This window comes from Lentzea sp. NPDC051208 (assembly GCF_040682435.1).
Taxonomy (GTDB): Bacteria; Actinomycetota; Actinomycetes; order Mycobacteriales; family Pseudonocardiaceae; genus Lentzea; species Lentzea kristufekii.
This window is the reverse complement of record NZ_JBFBAW010000024.1, coordinates 21,110-40,010: the sequence shown is the minus strand read 5'-3', so window position 1 is coordinate 40,010 and position 18,901 is coordinate 21,110. Positions and strand designations below refer to the sequence as shown.

Here is an 18,901-nt window from a genome sequence, read left to right as displayed (position 1 = left end):
ACGAAAGCGCGGTGAGACCGCTGTCCCACCGCGCTTCCAAGGCAGCGCGACCACCTTCTCGGGTCGTCGCCGCCGCCTAGGCGAGGATCTCGCCGACCGTGCCGGCACCCACGGTCTTGCCGCCCTCGCGGATCGCGAAGCCCAGCCCGGTGTCCATCGCCACCGCCTTGCCCAGCTCCACCGTGACCTCGACGGTGTCCCCTGGCAGGGCCAGCGTCCTGTCGAGCTCCACCACGCCGACGACGTCGCCGGTGCGGAAGTGGAACTGCGGGCGGTAGTTCGACGCGATCCCCGTGTGCCTGCCGCCCTCGGCGTGCGAGAGCAGGTACACGGACGCGCGGAACCGGGTGTGCGGCGCGACGCTGCCCGGCAGGGCCAGGACCTGGCCGCGCCGGACGTCACCGCGCTTCACCCCGCGCAGCAGGATCGCGGCGTTGTCCCCCGCCTGGGCCTGCTGCATGGGCTTGCCGAACGTCTCGATGCCGGTGGCCACGGACGACACGGAGTCGCCCAGGCCGAGCACCTCGACCGCGTCGCCGAGGCCGAGCACGCCGCGTTCGACCGCGCCGGTCACGACGGTGCCGCGGCCGGTGATGGTCAGGACGTTCTCGATCGGCATCAGGAACGGCCCGGTGACGTCCCGCTCGGGCACCGGCACGTGCGAGTCCACGGCGTCGAGCAACGACTTCACCGACCGCACCCACTCCGGGTCGCCCTGCAGCGCGCGCAGGCCGGAGACCCGCACGACGGGTGTGGCATCGCCGTCGAAGCCGTACTGGGAGAGCAGGTCACGGATCTCCAGCTCCACCAGGTCGAGCAGCTCCGGGTCGCTCACCGCGTCGGCCTTGTTCAGCGCCACCACCACGTGCGGCACGCCCACGCGGTGCGCCAGCACCACGTGCTCGCGCGTCTGCGGCATCGTGCCGTCCTCCGCGGACACCACGAGGATCGCGCCGTCCAGCTGCGCCGCCCCCGTGATCATGTTCTTCACGTAGTCGGCGTGGCCGGGCATGTCGACGTGCGCGTAGTGACGCGTGGGCGTCTCGTACTCGACGTGCGCGATGTTGATCGTGATGCCGCGGGCCAGCTCCTCGGGCGCCCGGTCGATCCGGTCGAACGCCGTGAAGGTGGTGCCCGAAGGGTCCATTTCGGACAGAACCTTGGTGATGGCCGCGGTCAGCGTGGTCTTGCCGTGGTCGACGTGCCCCATGGTGCCGATGTTGAGGTGTGGCTTGGCGCGCACGAACTCTTGCTTCATTGCCCTGTGTCCCTCAGGAGTCACTGCTGGAGGTTCAGAACCGATGGACCGCTACAACCCTCCTCCAGTGGTCCTGAAGGATGGACTGGAGAAGGGTCAGAGTCGGGCGCCGGCCAGCTGTGCCGAGGCAACGGCGAGCGCGCCCGCAGGAACACCTGCGAACGTGTTGTGCTCAGCCGTCAGGAACATGCGGTGATCGTGACAGGGCGGCTAGATCGTTGTCACCTGTTTTTCCGCGAGCCCGATCAACGCCCGCGCGGCCGGGCTGTGCGGACCCTCCGCGCGCCAGGCGAACGCGAGCCTGCTGTGCGGTGAGGGATCGGTGATCCGCACGGTGTGCAGGCCGGAGACCATGGACGCCGCGAGGATCGCCGGCCCGAGCCCGCGCTGCGCCAGCGTGATCACCATCGGCGGTGCGGACGCCTCGAACGCGATCCGCGGCCGACGCGCACCGCAGGCGGTGTCCAGCGCCCCGCGCAGCCCGGTCCCCGGCGGCAGGCTGATCAACCCGCGCTCCAGCAGTTCGTCCAGCGGCACGGACTCTCTGCCGTACCAGGGATCCGAGGCCGCGACCGCGGCCACGAGCGGCTCGTCGGCCAGCACCCGGACCGACAACCCCTCCGGCTCCGTACCCGCGTAACCGACCAGTGCGAAGTCCAGCCGGCCGTCCACAAGGGACGAGATCAGCTCGTCGGAGTTGGCCTCCGCCAGCGTGATCTCGACAGCGGGGTGGGCCGAGTGGAACTCCGACAGCAGCTCGGGGAGTTCCATGATCCCGCACGACACGACCATCCCGACGCGCACGGATCCGCGCACCAGTCCGGCCATCTCCTCCACGGTCCGCCGCGCCGACTCCACCGACGCCAGCGCCGCCCTGGCGAGCGGCAGCACCGCCACGCCGACGTCGGTCAGCGTGACCGTGCGGCCCGACCGGTCCAGCAGTGCGTGCCCGAGCTCCCGTTCCAGCCGCCGGATCTGCGCGCTGACGCCCGGCTGCGCGACGTGGACCCGTTCCGCCGCGCGCGTGAACGAGCCCGATTCCGCGACCGCGACGAAGTACTCCAGCTGGCGAAGTTCCATAACCAACGATTATAGGGAGCGGCACGACTAGGTCTTGGACATATAAGTGCAGCTCAGCGAGGCTGGAGACATGCAGATCTTCTACCCCGGAGACACCGGTTACGACGAGGAACGCAGCGGCTTCCAGACCGGACTCCGCCACGAGCCGCAGGTGATCTTCGCCGTGGAGACCGCGCAGGACGTCGAAGAAGCGCTTCGGCACGCCGAGACCCACGGCTTGGAGCACGCGGTCCAGGCCACCGGGCACGGCCTCACCACGGCGACCACCGGCGTCCTGATCTCCACCAGGCGCATGAACGCGGTCCGGATCGACCCCGCGACCCGCACCGCGAGGGCCGAAGCCGGCGCGGTCTGGCAGCAGGTGATCGAGAAGGCGGCGGACCACGGCCTCGCCCCGCTCAGCGGCGACGCGAGTGACGTCGGGGTCGTCGGTTACACCCTCGCCGGCGGGTTCAGCGTGCTGGCGCGGGAGTTCGGTCTCGCGAGCGACCGCGTCCGCGCGACCGAGAAGGCCGGTGACGTCGTCACCGCGCTGGAGTTCGAATTGCTGCCCGTCACGCAGGTCCACGCGGGTGAGATGTTCTTCGAGGCCCGGCACGCGGAAGCGGTCTTCGAGGCGTTCCACGGCTGGGACCTGCCGGATCACGTCACGCCGGCGCTCACCACCCTCGGTGACGTCGTGCGCGTCACCTTCGCGAGCACGAAACCGTTCGACGTGGGCCACCTCCGCGTCGCGCCCGTGCTGAAGGAGGAGTTCGGCGTGAAGCCGTTCGCCCAGGCCGCCGGCAGGCCACTGCCCCCGCACACCTACCAGGGCGACAACGTTCTGCTGAAGGACCTTCCGCTGGAAGCCCTGCACCGAGCGCGCGAGACGGCCGCGCACTCCAGCGCCGAGATCTTCCTCGGCGTGCTCCCGCTCGGCGGCGCCCTCGGCACCGGGGCCACCCACCTGATCAAGCTCATCTCGCCGCGGCTGGGCGTCGAGGAGCAGCACGAAGAGGTGTTCGACCAGGTGCGTTCGTTCGTGGTCGGACGGTCGCGGAACTTCCGGTACGCCGTAGGCTGATCCGCATGACCCGAGTGGTTCTCGTGGAGGACCACGACATGGTCGCCGAGGCGATCGGCCTGGCGCTGGAACGCGCCGGGATCGAGGTGGTCGCCCGCGCGTCCACCGTCGCGGCCGCGCTCGCGGAGGCGAGCCGCGGCGAGCCCGACGTCGTCCTCCTCGACCGCCGGCTGCCGGACGGCGACGGCACCGCGCTGATCGGGCAGTTCGTCGGGATCGGCGCCAAGGTGCTGGTGCTCACCGGTGAGGCCACGGCGTCGGTCGCCGCGCGCGTCGCCGAGGCCGGTGGCGCGGGCCTGATCCTCAAGTCGGCACGGCTGGACGACCTGGTCGAGGCCGTCCGCAGGGTCGCGGCGGGCGAGGTCGTGTTCGACCCGAAGCTGCTCGCGGGCGTGCTCGACCGGCTGACCGGGCGCGTCAGCGCCACCGGCGCCACGCTCACCGCACGCGAGCGGGAGACGTTGTCGCTGCTCGCGGAGGGTGCGAGCACCGACGAGATCTCGACGCGGCTCGGCGTCGCCCGCAACACCGCGCGCAACCACGTGCAGCACGTGCTCGACAAGCTCGGCGCGTCCTCGAAGCTCGAAGCGGTGTCGATCGCCCGCCGCGAGGGCCTGCTCGACTGATGCATCTGCACCAGACGACCTGGAGCGGTTGCATCTGCACGAAGCGGCGCCTCAGGAGCAGTGTGGTCCTGTGGCCAGAAGCTCGCTCATCGAAGCCGTGTTCTCCCTGCCGGAGAACGACCGGCGCGGTGGTGTGGCTCTCGCCCGCGACTTCGCCCGCAGGGCCGCGCAGAGGTGTGGTTACCGCGGCCACCACGAGGACGTCGTCCTGGTCGTCAACGAACTCACCACCGACGCGGTCTGCCACGGCAGCGGCCGCCCCGTGGTGCACATCTCCGGCGGCGAGCAGCAGATGCTGGTCGAGGTCGCGGACGACGCGGCCGCCCACGCCGAACCACGATCGCCAGGCTGGGGCCTCCAGCTCGTCGCCGTTCTCGGTGAGAGCTGGGGCGTGCTCGAACGTGCCGGCCAGAAAGTCGTCTGGTGTCAGCTGACGGCGTAGCCGCCATGATGGGCCCGTGCCCCCGGACGCCTCCCGCGAGGACGACCTCTTCCGGCTGCTCGTGCAGGGCGTCCGCGACTACGCGATCTTCGCGCTCGACCCCGGCGGCCACATCGTGAGCTGGAACGCCGGAGCCGCGCGCATCAAGGGCTACGCCGCCGAGGAGATCATCGGGCGGCACTTCTCGACGTTCTACCCGCCGGAGGACGTCCAGTCCGGCAAGCCGGAGTGGGAGCTGCGGGTCGCGAGGGCCGACGGCGCGATCGAGGACGAGGGCTGGCGGGTGCGCAAGGACGGCACCCGGTTCTGGGCGAACGTGATCATCACGGCGCTCTACGACGACAGCGGTGAGCTGCGCGGGTTCGGCAAGGTCACCCGCGACATGACCGAACGGCGGCGCGCCGAGCAGCAGCTCACCGACCGGCGCCGGCTGCTCGCCCACCTGGTCGAGGCGCAGGAACAGGAACGGCAGCGCATCGCGTGGGACGTCCACGACGACACCATCCAGGCCATGGTCGCGGTCGACATGCGGCTGCAGCTGCTCGCCGGCAAGCTGCCCGCCGAGCACCGCCGGACCGTGGACCAGCTCGACGGCGCGGTCCGCGCCGCCATCAGCAGGCTGCGCAACCTGGTGTTCCGCGTCCGCCCGCCCGGCATCGAGCGCCACGGGCTGAGGGACTCGCTGGCCGCGTACCTCGCCGACACCGCCGTGGTGGGCGAGATCCGCTACTCGCTCGAACGGGAGCCGGGAGCCGACGCCGCCATCACGATCTTCCGCATCTGCCAGGAGGCGCTCACCAACGTCCGCAAGCACGCGCGTGCCTCGTCCGTCGTGCTCGAGCTGTCCACGGTGGACCACGGGTTCCTGGTACGGGTGGTGGACGACGGCGTCGGGCTGCCCGGCCTCGATCCGAACGCGGGTCACTTCGGACTGATCGAGATGCGGGAACGGGCGGAGGCCGCCGGTGGGTGGTGCACCGTGATCGGGCAGGAGAGCGGGGGCACCGTCGTCGAGTTCTGGCTCCCGGACGTGCGGTCATGATCGTCCGGGTGCTCATCGCCGACGACGATCCCCTGATCAGGGACGTCCTGCGCGACGTGCTCGACGACGAGCCGGACCTCGAGGTGGTGGCGGTCGCCGCGGACGCCCGCGAGGCCGTCGAGCTGGCCGAACGGCACTCGCCGACGGTGGTCGTGCTCGACGTGCGGATGCCGTTCGGCGGTGGCTCGCTCGCGGCCACCGAGATCCTGCAGCGTGCGCCCGGCACGCGCATCCTGGCTTTCTCCGCCTACGCCGACGCGGGCGCCGTCGACGAGATGCGCCGCGCAGGCGTCACGGACTACCTGGCCAAGGGCGTGCGCAACACCGAACTGGTCGCCGCCGTCCGGAGGTTGGGAGGCGGGTAGGTTGTGGTGGGGAAGCAACGGCCGTAACGTCGGGGATGTAGCCGGGTTCAGCAGCGTGCTCGGAGTCAGAGTCTCATGCGCTTCGGCCACCGGGGAGTGCTGGTGAACGAAGATCAGTTCAAGGAATCACCGCTGCTCACAGTGCGTGCCACCGAGGTGGCCGGGCTGATGGTCGTCGCGGTCGAAGGTGAGATCGACGTCGACACCGCCGACGACGTGCTCGACGCAGTTCGTCTGGGATTCGTCTCCGAGGGACCCGCTCTGATCGCCGATCTCACGCTGGTCACCTTCTTCGGCTCCACCGGCATCTCCACGTTGATCTCGGCCCACGAGCTGGCCGAGGAACAGGGCAAGAAGCTCCACATCGTCGCGCCGCAGCGCGCCGTCAGGAGGCCGCTGCAGGTCACGGGTGTGGCCGACGTCCTCTCGCTGTACGACTCCGTAGAAGAGGCGGTGTCGGCGCTCAAACCGGTGCCCAGCGAGTAGGCCCTGTCCTGCAGGTCCGTCCGCGATAGTCGCGGCCGAGGGCCCCGGAGGCGGCCCCGCCGCAAGGCCCGAATACGCCCGGTATGAGGGCATTGCGGCGGCACCGCCTCCGGGTCTCTCGACCGTGACTCTCATCGAACGGACCCGCAGGACCGGGCCTAGCCCCGGTCCGCACGTCCTCAGCCGGCCAGCTCGGCCAGCTTCGGCACCACGTCGTCCGGGGACGGCATGGCGGCGATCTCCGCTGCGATGCCGGCGTTCGCGGCACGCACGTCGTTGTCCCGCAACAATTTCCGCGCGACCTCCTGCACCGCGTCCGAAGTGAAGTCCTCGCCGACGAGCTGGGCGCCCAGCCCGGTGTCCGCGACGATCTCGGCATTGCGGAACTGGTCGGCACCCTGCGGCAGCACGAGCTGCGGCAGGCCGTGCGTCATCGCGGCGACCGTGGTGCCGGCGCCACCGTGGTGCACGACGAGATCTGCGTGCGCGAGCAGATCCGCCTGGGGCACCCACGGGAGCACGTGCACGTTGCCCGGCACGTCGGTCAGCACGGACGGGTCGACCTGCGGCCCGGTCGCGACCAGCACCTCGGCGTCGACGCCGGACACCCCGGCGATCGCGGTGCGCAGCACGTCCGGGTTCGAGAACGCGGTGCCGAACGTCAGGTAGACCAGCGGCCTCTCGTGCTCCACGACCCAATCGGGCAAATCGCCCGGTTCGGCGAACGGAACCGGTCGCATCGGAATTCGATCCACGCTCGCGAGATGGTCAAGATCCTGTAAAGAAGGCGGGAAGACGTCGAGATAAGTCGATCCGAGTCCGTAATGGTGCCCATTCGGCAAGGTGATACCGAGTTCGGCGACGTACTCCAGAAGGAGGTTGCTCATCGCCTCCGGAATGAGGTTCTCGTCCATCTTGCCGAACCCGTGGCAGACCGCCGGAATCCCGGCGCGCAGGGCGGCGAGGCCCGCGCCGGGGTTGATGAGCTCGAAGACCACGAGGTCGGGCTTGTCCCGCTCGAGCACCGGTTCGAGATCGTTCACGAAGGCCCTGGGCAGCACGGACCCGAAGGCGTCCACGGCGGTCTGGCGCAGCATGTCCCGGCGGAACTCGGCCGTGCCGTGCAGTGCGTTCGCCTGGCGGAACGCGTCCCAGATGCTGATGCCCGCGTCGACCACCGTGAACCCGAGCTTTTCCACGGTCGCGTGGAATCCTGAGTCGACGGCGTAGAGAACGTCATGTCCTTGCGCTCGCGCGGCGATCGCGAGCGGAAGTATCGGGTAAACGTGTCCGTGTGAGCCTAAGCTCGAGAAGAGAATGCGCACTCGGTCAGATTAGGTGCTGTTCTATTGCATCGGGAGACTTTCCCACCGTTCAGCCACGTCGTTGGGTGACGGCATCGCGGCGATCTCGGCGCGCACCTCACCGGCCGCCCGCTGCAGCTTCGAGTCCTCGATCAGCCGGGTGAGCAGCGCCGCCGTGACCTCACGCGGCTCGGCCCGCAGCCCGGCCCCGCGCCCGGTGATCGCCGTCGCGTGCACGGTCCGGTCGCCGGGTCCGGGCTCGACGAGCTGAGGCACCCCGGCCGCGAGCGAGCCGAGCACCGTGCCCGCCCCGCCGTGGTGCACGATCCCGTCGCAGAACGGCAGCACCCGCGGCAGCGGCACCCACCCGACCGTCCGGACGTTGCTCGGAAGACCCTTCGCCCGGTCCGGCCGGACCAGCACGAACTCGGCGTCCACCTGCCCGGCCGCCCTGACCACGGCCGCCATCATCCGCCCGGCACCAGGACCGGGCGCGGTGCTGCGGCTGACCAGGATGCGCGGCGTCCCGGACGGCTCCGCGAGCCACTGCGGCACCTCACCGTCACCGCTGTACGGCGCGAACCGCATCCGCTCGCCACCGGGGAACTCCGCGAGCGACGGCGGCGCGGTGCGCAGAACCGTTGCGGGAGAACGCACCTCGGCCTTCATCCGCGCCCCGACCGCGGCCGTCAGCTCCAGCCCGTCGAACAGCGACACGTCGTGGACGATCGACGGCACCCCCAGCGCCGACCCGGCGGCCGCGAGCGGTTCGTGCACCACGACGTCCGGGCGCCACCCGCGAGCGAACGCCCGCAGGGGCTCGGTCATCGCGTCGCCGACCGTGCCGAACATCCGCGACACGAAGTCGAGACGGCCGCTGCCCCGCAACTCCCTCTTGGCCACCATCGGATGCGTGAGCATGATGCGCAGCGCGATCGGTCCGAAGCGGACGCTCGACGGCACGACGTCCTCGACCCGCAGGCCGGAATCGCGGACCCGCAGCGCCTCGCCGCCGGTCGCGACCACGACCTCGTGACCCGCGTCGCGCAACGCCAGGGCCAGCGGCATCAGCGGGAAGACGTGACCCAGGAGGGGAGCGGCGACCACAAGAACACGCATAGATCCAGGTTAACCACACGCGCGGAGTTGATCAGGCCGTCAGACCGGTCTACGGCTCCACCAGCCGCCGCACGGCCTCCTCGACGCACCGCCGCCGCTCCAGGTGGTTCGAGCACGTGCCGTTCGACCACATCGACGCCACCGCCAGCACCAGCTGCAACACCTGCTCCGCCGAGAACCGCGACGACACGACCCCGGCCTCCTGCGCGGACCGGATCGCCTCGACCTCGGCCACCCGGCTGACCGACCCGCGCCGCTCCAGCCGTTGCCAGGTCGCGAGCCGCGCGAACTCCGGGTGCCGGTGCTGCAGGTCGTACATCCGGGCCGCGTAGCCGGGCAGGTCGCGGGCGTCGAACTCCACCACGGCCGCGCCCACCACCTCCGACTGCACGGCGTCGAACAGCTCGTCCTTGCCGCCGTAGTAGTTGTAGGCGAGGCCCGCGGAGCACCGGGCGATGCGCGCGATGCGTTCCATCCGCGCCCCGGCGATCCCGTAGGCGGCGAACTCGACCAACGCGGCGTCCAGCAACCGGCGGCGGGTGCGTTCCCGATCGCGGCTGTGCATGGAACCAGGCTATGACCAAAGGGCCGCACCCCTGAAGGGATGCGGCCCCGGAAACCGGCGACTACTTGGCCATGTCGAACCAGTTGAAGCCCTCGACCATGTGACGGTTGGTCTCGCTGACGTAGCGCGGGCCGTCGAGCTCCCAGCGCGTCACCCAGCGGTAGGTTCCCGGCTCCAGCGACTCGTCCTGGCGGGTGTTCTCGTCGTCCTTGACCGGGACGTACTCCTTGAAGGTCCTCTTGGTCAGGGTGACGTCGAGCGACTCGTAGGCGGACTGCGTGTAGAGGTAGTCGCCCTGGCCGCTGTCGGCCGCACGGCCCGGGTCGGCCAGCTTCAGCTTCATCGTGTTGCCGTGGAACGAGCCGGTCGCGGACACGACGGTGACGATGTGGCCACCGCCGCGCTGCAACGAACCCGTCGCGGGGCCGGCCCCGTAGCGGCCGTACACGAGCTGCAGCGGGCCCTCGTTGAGCTTCTTCGCGAGGTCACCGGCGAAGTCCGGGTGGTCGTTGGTGCTCACCACGCCCGTGGACGTGGTCCAGCCGGCGTCGCGGGCGGGCTTGGTGGCGATGTCCCAGGCCTTGCGCAGGTTGGTGAGGTTGGTGCCGTCGCTGGTGTACTGCGCGTCGACGCCGATGCGCCCGATCGAGTTGGTGATGATGCCGAAGTCGGCCGGGTCCTTCGGGTTGAGGTTGCCGACCTTGGTGGTCAGCCAGCCGACCGGGGCGTCCTTCTCATGACCCCAGTAGTGCAGGACGTTGTAGAGCGACGCGGGGCCGCAGTAGGCGCCGCCGTTGTTCTCGAAGCCGGCGCGGTGCTGATCCACGTCGCTGACGCCGCACTTCTTGACGTTGAAGTCGGCACCCGCCAGGTCGGACGCACCGACGCACGGGGGCGGCGTGCCGATGATCGGGTCGGCCACCGCGGTGGCGGGAGCGACGACGGCGGTCAGGGCGGCGGCGGCGATCAGAGCGTTGCGGATCATTTCGGTGTCCCCTTCGAGATCTTGTGTTCCCCTGCGGTGACACAAGATTCGCCGAGGCGGACCCCCAAGGGCATGAGGGGAGATCCCTCAACCCTTTGGCGGAAAAGATGGGTGTATCAGGGACACCCCCACGCCGCTCCGTCTCAGGCGAGGACTCGTGCGAGATCCCTGCGACCTGCGATTCCCAGCTTCGTGTAGATCCGGCCGAGGTGGTTCTCGACGGTCTTGGGCGTCACGAACAGCTCCTGCGCGATCTCCCTGTTGGCCCGGCCCGTCGCCGCCAGGTCGGCCACTCGCCGTTCGGACGCCGTCAGCGCCTCCGCCCCCAGCACGATCTGCCGTCGTGGCCGGTCGCCGAGGGCCTCCAACGCCTCGACCGCGCGGGTCTGCAGCACCGTCGAACCGCAGTCGCCCGCCAGTTCGATCGCCCTGTGCAACGGTTCCCGCGCATCGGTCCGCCGCCGGGCCACCCTGAGGGCCTCACCCAGGTCGACCAGGGAGCGGGCGAGTTCCAGGCGTGCAGGTGAGCCCTCCAGCACCGTCACGGACTCGGTCAGCAGCTCCAGCCGCGCGTCCGGATCGGCGTTGGAGAGCAACCGCAGAGCCGCGCCGACCTCGGTGGCCGCACCCCACTTGCGAGCGACCTCCACCTGCTCGGCGGCCAGTTCCAGCGCGAGCTCCTGCTGGTTGAGCAGCAACGCGGCGCGAGTGGCCGGAGCGCGCCACGGGACCGTGGGCGGATCGACGTGCACCTGGTGCATCGCGTCGCGCTGGCGGTAGGCCTCGGACATCGCGCGCCGTGCGTCGCCCTCGGCCAGTGCGATCAGTGCGCGTACCTCGTGCAACCAGATCATCGGCATGGTCAGCCGGGCCTCGGCGTGCGCACCGTCGAACGCGCCGATGAACGCGGACGCGGCCGCGACGTCGCCTCGTTCGAGCGCCGCGTAGACCGCGAAGTGCGTCGAGGTGGCGCGGAGGCTGATCACCTCGGACACCGGGTCCTCGTGCGCGACCGCGGCCAGCGCGCCCTCGGCCTCCGCCTCGACGGCCCGCATGTTGCCGCAGCGCCAGTTCAGGAACAGCGACGCGTTCGCCACCATCGCGAACTCGATCGGCGACCCGTGGGCCCGCACCTTCGACCGGGCCCGCTCGATCTCGCGCCGCGCGGTGCCGACGCCGTCCGCCGCCATCAGCGCGAGCAACGCCACGAGCCACGCGACCATCGCGTCCGTGCTGCCCGTCGCGTCGTCCAGGTACGCACCGTTCGCGAGCGCGCGCGTGGCCGTCGCGGCGACCTCATCGTGCGGCCACACCTCGTAACGGCCCATCTGGGCGAGCAGGCCGAGCAACGTGCGTTCGTCCGGGGTACTGCCCGCGAGGCCGGCGTAGCCGCTGAGGTGCGCGGACGCGATCTGGCGCTGGTCGGGGAGGAACGAGCGGAACACCGCCAGCCGTGCCTCCAGGTGCAGGCGCGACTCGCCGTCCGGGCGGGCTTCGATGGCTTCCTCGAGTTCGGCGATCGCCGCGGCAGGACCTTCCAGCGCGGCCGTCGCCGAGGCCGCGGCCGCCACCAGTTCGGCGTCCGGGAGTCCTTGCGCGGCGGCCTTCAGGTGCCGGTGTGCGTTGACCGCGTCGCCGAGCCGCAGCAACGCGCGCCCCAGTTCCGCACGCAGCCCGGCGTCGGTGGGCCGCTCGTCCACCGCTCGCGTCAGATGTCCCGCGGCGGTGCGCGGGTCGCCGGCCGCGAGCAACGTCGCCGCGGCCTTCCTCAGCACGTCCGCGGCGTTCGGCAACGTCCCCTTGGGAGCGTGCACGAGGTGTGCGGCCACCCGATCAGCCGGTGCGTGCGACTCCTGCAACGACTTCGCGGCGCGCGCGTGCAGCGAGGCGCGCGCGATCGGCCCGAGACCGGTCAGCACCGCCTCGCGCACAACGGGATGCACGAACTCGAGGTGCTCACCGGTGACCAGTACGTTCGCCGCCGTCAACGCCTCGACGGCGGCCGGGAGATCGGTGACCTCCGCCAGTTCCGCGGCCTGCCACGGATCGGCGTGCGTGCCGAGCACGGCGACCGCGCCCGCGAGGGCCACCGCCTCGGCGGGCAGCCTTCCCAGCGTGGCGCGGAAGACGGTGCTGGGGCCGAGCGTGCCGACCTTCCCGGCCGTCGCGGCGTCGTCCAGCGGCAGGCCGAGCGCCGCGAGTTCGTCGACCAGGACGCCGGACAGGAACGGGTTCCCGCCGCTGGCCGCGTGCAGGGCGGTGATCACCTCGGGGTGCCCGCCGACCAGTGCGCTGAGCGCCTCCGTGGTGAGCGGACGCGGCAGCAACCGGTCGGCGGACACGCTGAGCTGCGCGAGCGGCCCGGAGTTGTCCGTCGGCGGCCTGGTCGCGACGACCAGCGCGATCGGCAGGTCCGCGATCCGGCGCGACAGGTAGACGAGGAACTGCAGCGACGAGTGGTCCGCCCAGTGCGCGTCGTCCACCGTGATCAGCAGCGGCCGGGTGGACGAGAGGTCCACCGCGACCCACCACAGCGAGTGCAGCGTGCGGGCCAGCTCGGCCTGGCTCGGGTCGAGCGCGGCGTCGTCCAGGGCCTTCAGCGCCGCCCCGGACGGCCCGGCGAGGATCTTCTCGCGCAGCTCGCCGGAGTACCGCGACACCGACCGCTCGACCATCTGCCGGACGACGCCCCACGCCATCGCGCTCTCCATGGCGTCGCCGACAGCCTGCAACCGACCGAACCCACGCTCTTTGGCCAGCCCGCGGCACTCGTGCACGAGCCTGGTCTTGCCGATGCCCGCACGGCCCTCGATGAGGACGACACGACCCTCACCACGGGTGGCTGCGTCCAGAGCTTCACGAATGTGCGCGATCTCGGAGTCACGTTCAAGTGGTTCGCGCACGAATTGATCGTAGCGGCCGTCTCGCGCGCCACATGCAGATCATCGGCCGCGCAGAAGGGCGACTTGATGCTCCATTGGAGTGATCGTCAGCGGACGCACCCGGCTTCGGTGGAGCGATCGCCCTCGGTCAGGGCCTTGTCGACGAACGCCCTGGCCTTGGCGGTGTCGACCTCGAACCCGAATCCGGTCTCCCGCTCGACGGGGGCGTCGACCGGCAAGGTCGTCACGCTGATCGCCGGCGGACCCGTGAACCGCTGCGCGAACCCCAGCAGGTCCCAGCCCTCGTCCACGCTGATCGACCCGCTGATCCCGCGGGCGACCGCGAGCGCGTTGTCCTTGGTGATCTTCGAGGCCAGATCGACGAGAACCGCCTGCTGCCGCTTGGTCCGGTCCAGGTCGCCGTTCTCCAGGCCGTGGCGCTGGCGCAGGAAGGCGAGCGCCTGGGCGCCCTGGAGCACCTGCCTGCCGGCCGGGAAGGCGGCCTTGGTGATCGGGTCGTTCGACGGCGCCTTCAGGCACACCGCGATGCCGCCGAAGAGTTCCGAGATGTGGCCGATCGCGGACATCTTCACGGCGGCGTAGTGGTCGACCTTCGTCCCGGTCGTCTTCTCGACGGCCGCGGTCAGCTTCCCGGGGGCCTGGGCGTACAGGCTGTTGATCTTCTGGCCGTCCACGAGGACGTCGCGTGGCAGCGACACCACCGAGACCGCCGCCCCGTCCGCCTGGAACCGCGCGAGCATCAGCGCGTCGGTGAGGTTGTGGTCGTCGAGACCGATGAGGAGCACGTTCTGCGTTTCCTGCGGCGCCGACGCCGCCGGTGGCGTTGCCTCGGTCTTCTTGATCGTCGCCGGGATGACCACGGCGGCGGCCGCGGCGGCCGCGGTCAGCGCCGCGACGCCGACGATCAGCCCCAGCGGCTTGCGCTTCCTGGCCTTGTGCAGATCGGCCAGCACGGTCCGGGAGTCGACGCGCTCCTCGGCCTCAGCGGCGATGGCCTGGCGGATCAGGTCGTTCATGAGTGCACCCCCAGGGTGGCGGACCGGGCAAGTTCGTGAGTGCGCAGCGTTTGCAGCGCGCGAGAGAGTTGGCTGCGCACAGTCGATTCCGCGCAGCCGAGCACCTGTGCGATCTCCGCGTCGCTGCAGTCTTCGTAGAACCGCAGCACCAGCGCGGCGCGCTGCTTGCGCGGCAGGATGGCGATCCGTGCGCGCATGGCCTCGCGTTCGGCGTGTGCGTCAGCCGGATCGGCCATCGACGGCACGTGCCTTGCGAGCTCACCGCGTTCCACGGCGATCTCCCGCGCGGCCCTGCGGTGCCGCCACGACAGGTAGTCGTTGGTCACCATGCGCTTCACGTAGAGATAGGGCGCGTCCATCGCTCCGATGCGCTCCCACTTGCCCTGTGCGCGCATGAGCACGTTTTGAACGATGTCCTGCGCCAGGTGTTTGTCGCAGGTGATGGCTGTGGCGTACCCCAACAGCCGGTCCAGCCGGTCAGCGACGAACTGGTCGAACCCCACGCCGCCCCCTTCTCGTCGGTGGTCGTTTGCGGTGTGGGAAACCCCCTTCGCCGCTCGATCCGCTGCATCGGGTTTTGTGGCCCGGGCCACAGATGTCTCGGTTTGGGCGGATTTCGACGTGAAGTCTTTTCATGTTCACGTCCATGGTCGAGCCTTCACCTCATGCGCATCATCCCTGCACTCGCGCTGTTGTCGCTGCTGCTCGTCCCCGTGGACGCGGCGGCCGCTCCCAACGGCAACTACTACCTGCAAAGCGCCGTGACCGGCCAGAACGCCGCCGTCTCCGGCTCGTCCGCGGTCCAGCACCGCCCCAGGGGCAACGAGGACCGCCAGCAGTTCTCCTGGAACGGCAGCACGCTGGCCGAGGGTGGCCTGTGCCTGGGCCGGGTCGGCGACGCTGCCCAGATGGTCAGCTGCTCCAGCCCCGACGCCCGGTGGGCCGGGCTCCTCGACGACCAGGACAGGTACCGCTTCAAGGACCCCGGCGCCGACCGCTACCTGATCGCGTCCGGCACCGGCCAGATCCGCGTCGGCACCGGTGCCGACACGTGGTTCCTCACCCCGGTCAGCCCGGTCCGCGTCCAGGCCCCGGCAGACCCGCGCCTGGACGAGATGACGTTCCTGACCGCCCACAACGCCTACGCGAACGGCGTCGACGGCGGGTTCATGTTCGCCAACATCGCCCCGAACCAGTCACGCGGCATCGTGCAGCAGCTCAACGACGGCGTCCGCGGCTTCATGCTCGACATCCACCAGACCCCCGACGGCGCGATCCTCTGCCACAACAGCTGCACGGCCGTCAGCAGGCCGGTGGCGTTGAACGTCGACGTCCAGCGCATCGTCGACTTCCTGAAGGCACGCCCCACCGAGATCGTCACGGTCTTCCTGGAGGACTACGTCTCGGCCGACGTCCTGCGCAACGAACTCGCCCGCGTGCAGGGCCTCCACGACGTGCTGTTCCGCGCCGAGGGCGTCCGGGAGAACGGCTGGCCGACGTTGTCGCAGATGAGGGCGTCCGGCAAGCGTTTGCTCATCTTCACCGACCACGGTCGGGACGGCCGCGAGAACTCCGGCGTGCTCTACCAGAAGGACTGGACCGTCGAGAACTACTGGTCGATGGGTTCCGGCACCGGCGCCTCCGACTGGTCCTGCTACTCCCGCTGGGCAGACAAGCCGCTCACCGCAACGGAAACCGCCTTCCGCCCGCTGTTCGTGATGAACCACTTCCGCGACGTCCCGATGCAGGGCACCGTCGCCACGGACAACTCCAAGCTCGTCAACCGGGCCCAGCGCTTCTGCGAACCCGCGGCCCGCAAGACCCCGAACTACCTGGCCGTCGACTTCTACCACCTCAACACGCCGTCACTGCCGGCCGAACGCCACCCGTCCGGCGCCGGCTCCGTCGCGCTGTCGGCCGCCCCGAGCCTCTGCCTGGACAACGACAACGGCGGCACCGCCAACGGCAACCCGGTCCAGATCTGGGACTGCAACAACACCTACGCGCAGAAGTGGCGCGTCGTCGCCGACGGCACCATCGCCATCGCCGGCAAGTGCCTCGACGTCAACAACAGCGGCACCACCAACGGCACGAGCGTCCAGCTGTGGGAGTGCAACGGCACGGGCGCGCAGCAATGGCGCGTGCGGTCGGACGGCTCCGTGCACAACCCGCAGTCGGGGTTGTGCCTGGACAACCCTGGTGCGTCGACCACGCCCGGCACGCACCTGAACATCTGGAGCTGCAACGGTTCCGCGGCCCAGGCCTGGAGGTTCCGCTAGATCTTGCGTCCGATTCCCACGTAGACGTCCTCCGGACCGCCTTCTCCGGCCGGGCCGAGTTCCGGGTGCCAGTTCGGCGCCGGGACGACGCCCGGCTGGAGGATCTCCAGGCCCGCGAACATGGGCTCGAACTCCGTGCGCGAGCGGAAGTACATCGGGTCGCGGCTGTGCTTCATGGCCTCGACGACGGCGCCCATCTCGTCCGGCTTGAAGTCGGCGGTGAGGTGCGACAGGGCGACGAGGCTGCCCTCGGGCACGGCGTCGCGGTAGCGGGCGACCACCTCGGCGGGGCCCTTCTCGTCCGAGACGAAGTGCAGCACGGCGATCATGAGCAGGCCGACGGGCTTCGAGAAGTCGATCAGGTCCTTCACGACCGGGTCGGACAGGACGTCGTCCGGGCGGCACATGTCCGCCTGCACGACACCCGCGTTGTCGTTGCCCTCCAGGATGAGCTGGCTGTGCGAGACCGCCACCTCGTCGTAGTCCACATACACGACTCGTGCGTCGGGGTTTTCCTGCTGCACGATCTCGTGAACGTTGCCGACCGTGGGAATGCCCGAGCCGAGGTCGAGGAACTGCGTGATGCCCTGCTCCATCATCAGCAGGACGGCACGGCGCATGAACGAGCGGTTCGACGCGGCGATCGCACGGCCTTCGCGCAGGATCTGCAGCACCTTGTCGCCGACCATGCGGTCCGACGCGAAGTTGTGGCCACCTCCCAGCAGGAAGTCGTACACGCGTGCCGCGCTGGGCACGTCCGTGTTGATTCCGGCGGGGACCCAGGAGAACGGCTCGGCCATGACGCAGAACCTACTCGAACGCGTGCACGCGTGTAACGGCCAGGACCGGTGACAGCGTCAGCCAGAACGCGCGAAACGCGTCGAAACGTGCTCTGCCAGCAGCAATGCGCCGGCTGCCCGTGCTTCCTGGTCGAGCCAGCGCAGGTGGTCGTCCGCGCGTGCGGAACGGAGGTTCCTGGCCGACTGCACGGCTTCCTGCGCGAACTCGGTGGCCGCGGGGAGGTCGCCCAGGGCGAGATGGTTGCGGGCCAGCGCCGTCAACGTCAGGGTGCGCGCCCGGCCTTCGCCGTACGCGCTGACCTTGGTGGTGAGAGCGGCGACGGCCTGCGCGGGATCGTTCAGCGCGCGCCGGTCGGCCCAGGCGTTGTGCGCCGCCACGAAACCGAGCTGGAACGCCTTCAGCGCGTCGTCGGGAGCGTTGTGGTGCAGGAACATCCGGCCCGCGCGGGTCAGCACGGACGCGATGAGCGCCTCGTTCTCCGCCTGCCGCGCCAGCGTCAGCGCCTTCGCGAAGTGCGGCAGGGCCGTGCCGGGCTGGCCGCTGTCGAACGCCGTCCAGCCGGCCAGTTCGTGGACCTCGGCGACGGCGGTCCACGAGGTGTCGTCCACGACGATCATCGGTTCGACGGCGGCGAGGTGCTCCAGAACCGCGCTGTGGCAGGCGATGCCGCCGTAACGCCGGTCCAGCGTGCGCAACGCCTGAGTGCGCGCCGCGATCGCTTCGGGGGAGATGCGGCGGGACGGCATCGCGGGCGGTAGCCAGTCGAACGTGGGCGCGCCGACCGTGATCCGGGCGGCGTGCTCCAGGAACCGTTGCCGCGCCTCGGAGTTCTCCCTGACCAGCTCCTCGGCCTCGGGGAACCCGTCCGCCACGGCGGCCGTGCACCACTGCGCCGCCTCGGCTTCCTCGCCGAGCGCGAACAGGACGTGCGCCAGCCGCACGGCGGCGTCACCGAGGCGTTGGTCGGCGGCGACCCGGAAGTGCACGGCCGCCTCGCGCAGGCGACCGGCCCGTTCCGCGGCCTCTCCCAGGCGGTACTGGTGCTCGACGGCGTCGTCGAGCTCGAACTGGGCCAGCAGCTCACTCATCAGTGCCTCCGAGGATTCGTCGCAGCTCGGCACGGCCGCGGGTGAGGTGCGTGCGCACGGTCGACTCGCCGACCACGAGCACCGCGGCGATCTCGCTGACCGAGTAACCGAGCAGGTGGTGCAGCGCCACGGTCTCGCGGTGCCTGGGGGAGAGTTCGCGCAACGCCGCGTGCAGCGCTTCCACGTCGTGCGCCGGCTGAACGACCTCGGGCACCTCGGCCAGCGGCGTTTCCCTTGCGTACCGCTGCTGCCACCGCCGCATGAGCCGTATGGCGACCTTGAGCACCCACGCCTCGGGCTTGTCGTACGCGTGGATGTCGCTCCACCGGTGCTGTGCGATCAGCATGGCGTCCTGCGCTATGTCCTCTACCGCGCGATTGTCGCCGCTCAGAGCCGTCAGCGTCCTGGTGACCACGGGCAGGCACTCGCGGAAGAACTCCGCGTAGCCCTGATCCGGTGCGCTCAACGGCCTTCCC

Annotated in this window: 19 protein-coding genes; 7 read left to right on the top strand and 12 right to left on the bottom strand. The window is 70.4% G+C overall.

The features are described 5' to 3' along the window. Positions 1 to 76 precede the first annotated feature (76 nt). Positions 77 to 1,258 (bottom strand): elongation factor Tu, encoded by a 1,182-nt coding sequence (gene tuf, locus AB0M48_RS39265; RefSeq protein WP_363852408.1) that lies wholly within the window; start codon positions 1,256 to 1,258, stop codon positions 77 to 79. 210 nt (positions 1,259 to 1,468) lie between these two features. Then, entirely contained in the window at positions 1,469 to 2,338 is an 870-nt protein-coding gene (locus AB0M48_RS39260) for a LysR substrate-binding domain-containing protein (protein ID WP_363852405.1), read from the bottom strand. Positions 2,339 to 2,408: 70 nt separating this feature from the next. Between AB0M48_RS39260 and AB0M48_RS39255 the strand changes: the two genes are divergently transcribed. The 6 genes from AB0M48_RS39255 (at position 2,409) to AB0M48_RS39230 (ending at position 6,365) form a co-directional block, all read left to right on the top strand. After that, positions 2,409 to 3,404: an FAD-dependent oxidoreductase gene (locus tag AB0M48_RS39255; RefSeq protein WP_363852402.1), complete on the top strand. Its 996-nt coding sequence runs from the start codon at positions 2,409 to 2,411 to the stop codon at positions 3,402 to 3,404. Positions 3,405 to 3,409: 5 nt separating this feature from the next. After that, positions 3,410 to 4,030 carry a response regulator transcription factor gene (locus AB0M48_RS39250; RefSeq protein WP_363852399.1) on the top strand — a complete coding sequence of 207 codons (621 nt, stop codon included), beginning with the start codon at positions 3,410 to 3,412 and terminating at the stop codon, positions 4,028 to 4,030. Positions 4,031 to 4,100: 70 nt separating this feature from the next. Continuing rightward, positions 4,101 to 4,472: an ATP-binding protein gene (locus tag AB0M48_RS39245; protein WP_363852397.1), complete on the top strand. Its 372-nt coding sequence runs from the start codon at positions 4,101 to 4,103 to the stop codon at positions 4,470 to 4,472. 16 nt (positions 4,473 to 4,488) lie between these two features. Beyond that, the gene (locus tag AB0M48_RS39240) at positions 4,489 to 5,514 is read left to right on the top strand and encodes a PAS domain-containing sensor histidine kinase (RefSeq protein WP_363852394.1); all 1,026 of its coding nucleotides are present in this window, start codon (positions 4,489 to 4,491) and stop codon (positions 5,512 to 5,514) included. Beyond that, on the top strand, positions 5,511 to 5,879 hold the full coding sequence (locus tag AB0M48_RS39235; protein ID WP_363852391.1) for a response regulator transcription factor: 369 nt from the start codon (positions 5,511 to 5,513) through the stop codon (positions 5,877 to 5,879). The genes AB0M48_RS39240 and AB0M48_RS39235 overlap by 4 nt, the downstream gene beginning before the upstream one ends. 102 nt (positions 5,880 to 5,981) lie before the next feature. Next, on the top strand, positions 5,982 to 6,365 hold the full coding sequence (locus tag AB0M48_RS39230) for an STAS domain-containing protein (protein WP_363852388.1): 384 nt from the start codon (positions 5,982 to 5,984) through the stop codon (positions 6,363 to 6,365). A 179-nt stretch (positions 6,366 to 6,544) separates the two neighbouring features. Here AB0M48_RS39230 and AB0M48_RS39225 read toward each other — a convergent pair whose 3' ends face one another. From AB0M48_RS39225 to AB0M48_RS39195, 7 genes are all read right to left on the bottom strand, one after another. Then, on the bottom strand, positions 6,545 to 7,690 hold the full coding sequence (locus AB0M48_RS39225; protein ID WP_363852385.1) for a glycosyltransferase: 1,146 nt from the start codon (positions 7,688 to 7,690) through the stop codon (positions 6,545 to 6,547). A gap of 21 nt (positions 7,691 to 7,711) precedes the next feature. After that, the gene (locus AB0M48_RS39220; protein ID WP_363852382.1) at positions 7,712 to 8,788 is read right to left on the bottom strand and encodes a nucleotide disphospho-sugar-binding domain-containing protein; all 1,077 of its coding nucleotides are present in this window, start codon (positions 8,786 to 8,788) and stop codon (positions 7,712 to 7,714) included. Positions 8,789 to 8,837: 49 nt separating this feature from the next. After that, positions 8,838 to 9,353: a TetR family transcriptional regulator gene (locus tag AB0M48_RS39215; RefSeq protein ID WP_363852379.1), complete on the bottom strand. Its 516-nt coding sequence runs from the start codon at positions 9,351 to 9,353 to the stop codon at positions 8,838 to 8,840. 61 nt (positions 9,354 to 9,414) lie between these two features. Then, positions 9,415 to 10,338, bottom strand: coding sequence for a hypothetical protein (locus AB0M48_RS39210; protein ID WP_363852376.1), 924 nt, complete (start codon positions 10,336 to 10,338; stop codon positions 9,415 to 9,417). Positions 10,339 to 10,481: 143 nt separating this feature from the next. Beyond that, positions 10,482 to 13,241 carry an AAA family ATPase gene (locus AB0M48_RS39205; protein ID WP_363852373.1) on the bottom strand — a complete coding sequence of 920 codons (2,760 nt, stop codon included), beginning with the start codon at positions 13,239 to 13,241 and terminating at the stop codon, positions 10,482 to 10,484. Between the two features lie 86 nt (positions 13,242 to 13,327). Further along, the gene (locus tag AB0M48_RS39200; RefSeq protein ID WP_363852370.1) at positions 13,328 to 14,257 is read right to left on the bottom strand and encodes an LCP family protein; all 930 of its coding nucleotides are present in this window, start codon (positions 14,255 to 14,257) and stop codon (positions 13,328 to 13,330) included. Beyond that, positions 14,254 to 14,760 carry a SigE family RNA polymerase sigma factor gene (locus AB0M48_RS39195; protein WP_363852367.1) on the bottom strand — a complete coding sequence of 169 codons (507 nt, stop codon included), beginning with the start codon at positions 14,758 to 14,760 and terminating at the stop codon, positions 14,254 to 14,256. Before AB0M48_RS39195 ends, AB0M48_RS39200 begins: the two co-directional genes overlap by 4 nt. A gap of 162 nt (positions 14,761 to 14,922) precedes the next feature. On the opposite strand from AB0M48_RS39195, the gene AB0M48_RS39190 reads away from it, so the two are divergent. Continuing rightward, a complete protein-coding gene (locus AB0M48_RS39190; RefSeq protein ID WP_363852364.1) occupies positions 14,923 to 16,536 on the top strand; it encodes a ricin-type beta-trefoil lectin domain protein in 1,614 nt (537 codons plus the stop codon). Here AB0M48_RS39190 and AB0M48_RS39185 read toward each other — a convergent pair. Genes AB0M48_RS39185 through AB0M48_RS39175 form a run of 3 tightly spaced genes read right to left on the bottom strand, consistent with a single transcriptional unit; the run spans position 16,533 to position 18,891 of the window. After that, positions 16,533 to 17,336, bottom strand: coding sequence for an SAM-dependent methyltransferase (locus AB0M48_RS39185; RefSeq protein ID WP_363852361.1), 804 nt, complete (start codon positions 17,334 to 17,336; stop codon positions 16,533 to 16,535). The genes AB0M48_RS39190 and AB0M48_RS39185 overlap by 4 nt on opposite strands. Before the next feature lie 57 nt (positions 17,337 to 17,393). Beyond that, entirely contained in the window at positions 17,394 to 18,425 is a 1,032-nt protein-coding gene (locus tag AB0M48_RS39180) for a hypothetical protein (RefSeq protein ID WP_363852358.1), read from the bottom strand. Continuing rightward, positions 18,418 to 18,891 (bottom strand): sigma-70 family RNA polymerase sigma factor, encoded by a 474-nt coding sequence (locus AB0M48_RS39175; protein ID WP_363852355.1) that lies wholly within the window; start codon positions 18,889 to 18,891, stop codon positions 18,418 to 18,420. Before AB0M48_RS39175 ends, AB0M48_RS39180 begins: the two co-directional genes overlap by 8 nt. Positions 18,892 to 18,901 lie beyond the last annotated feature (10 nt).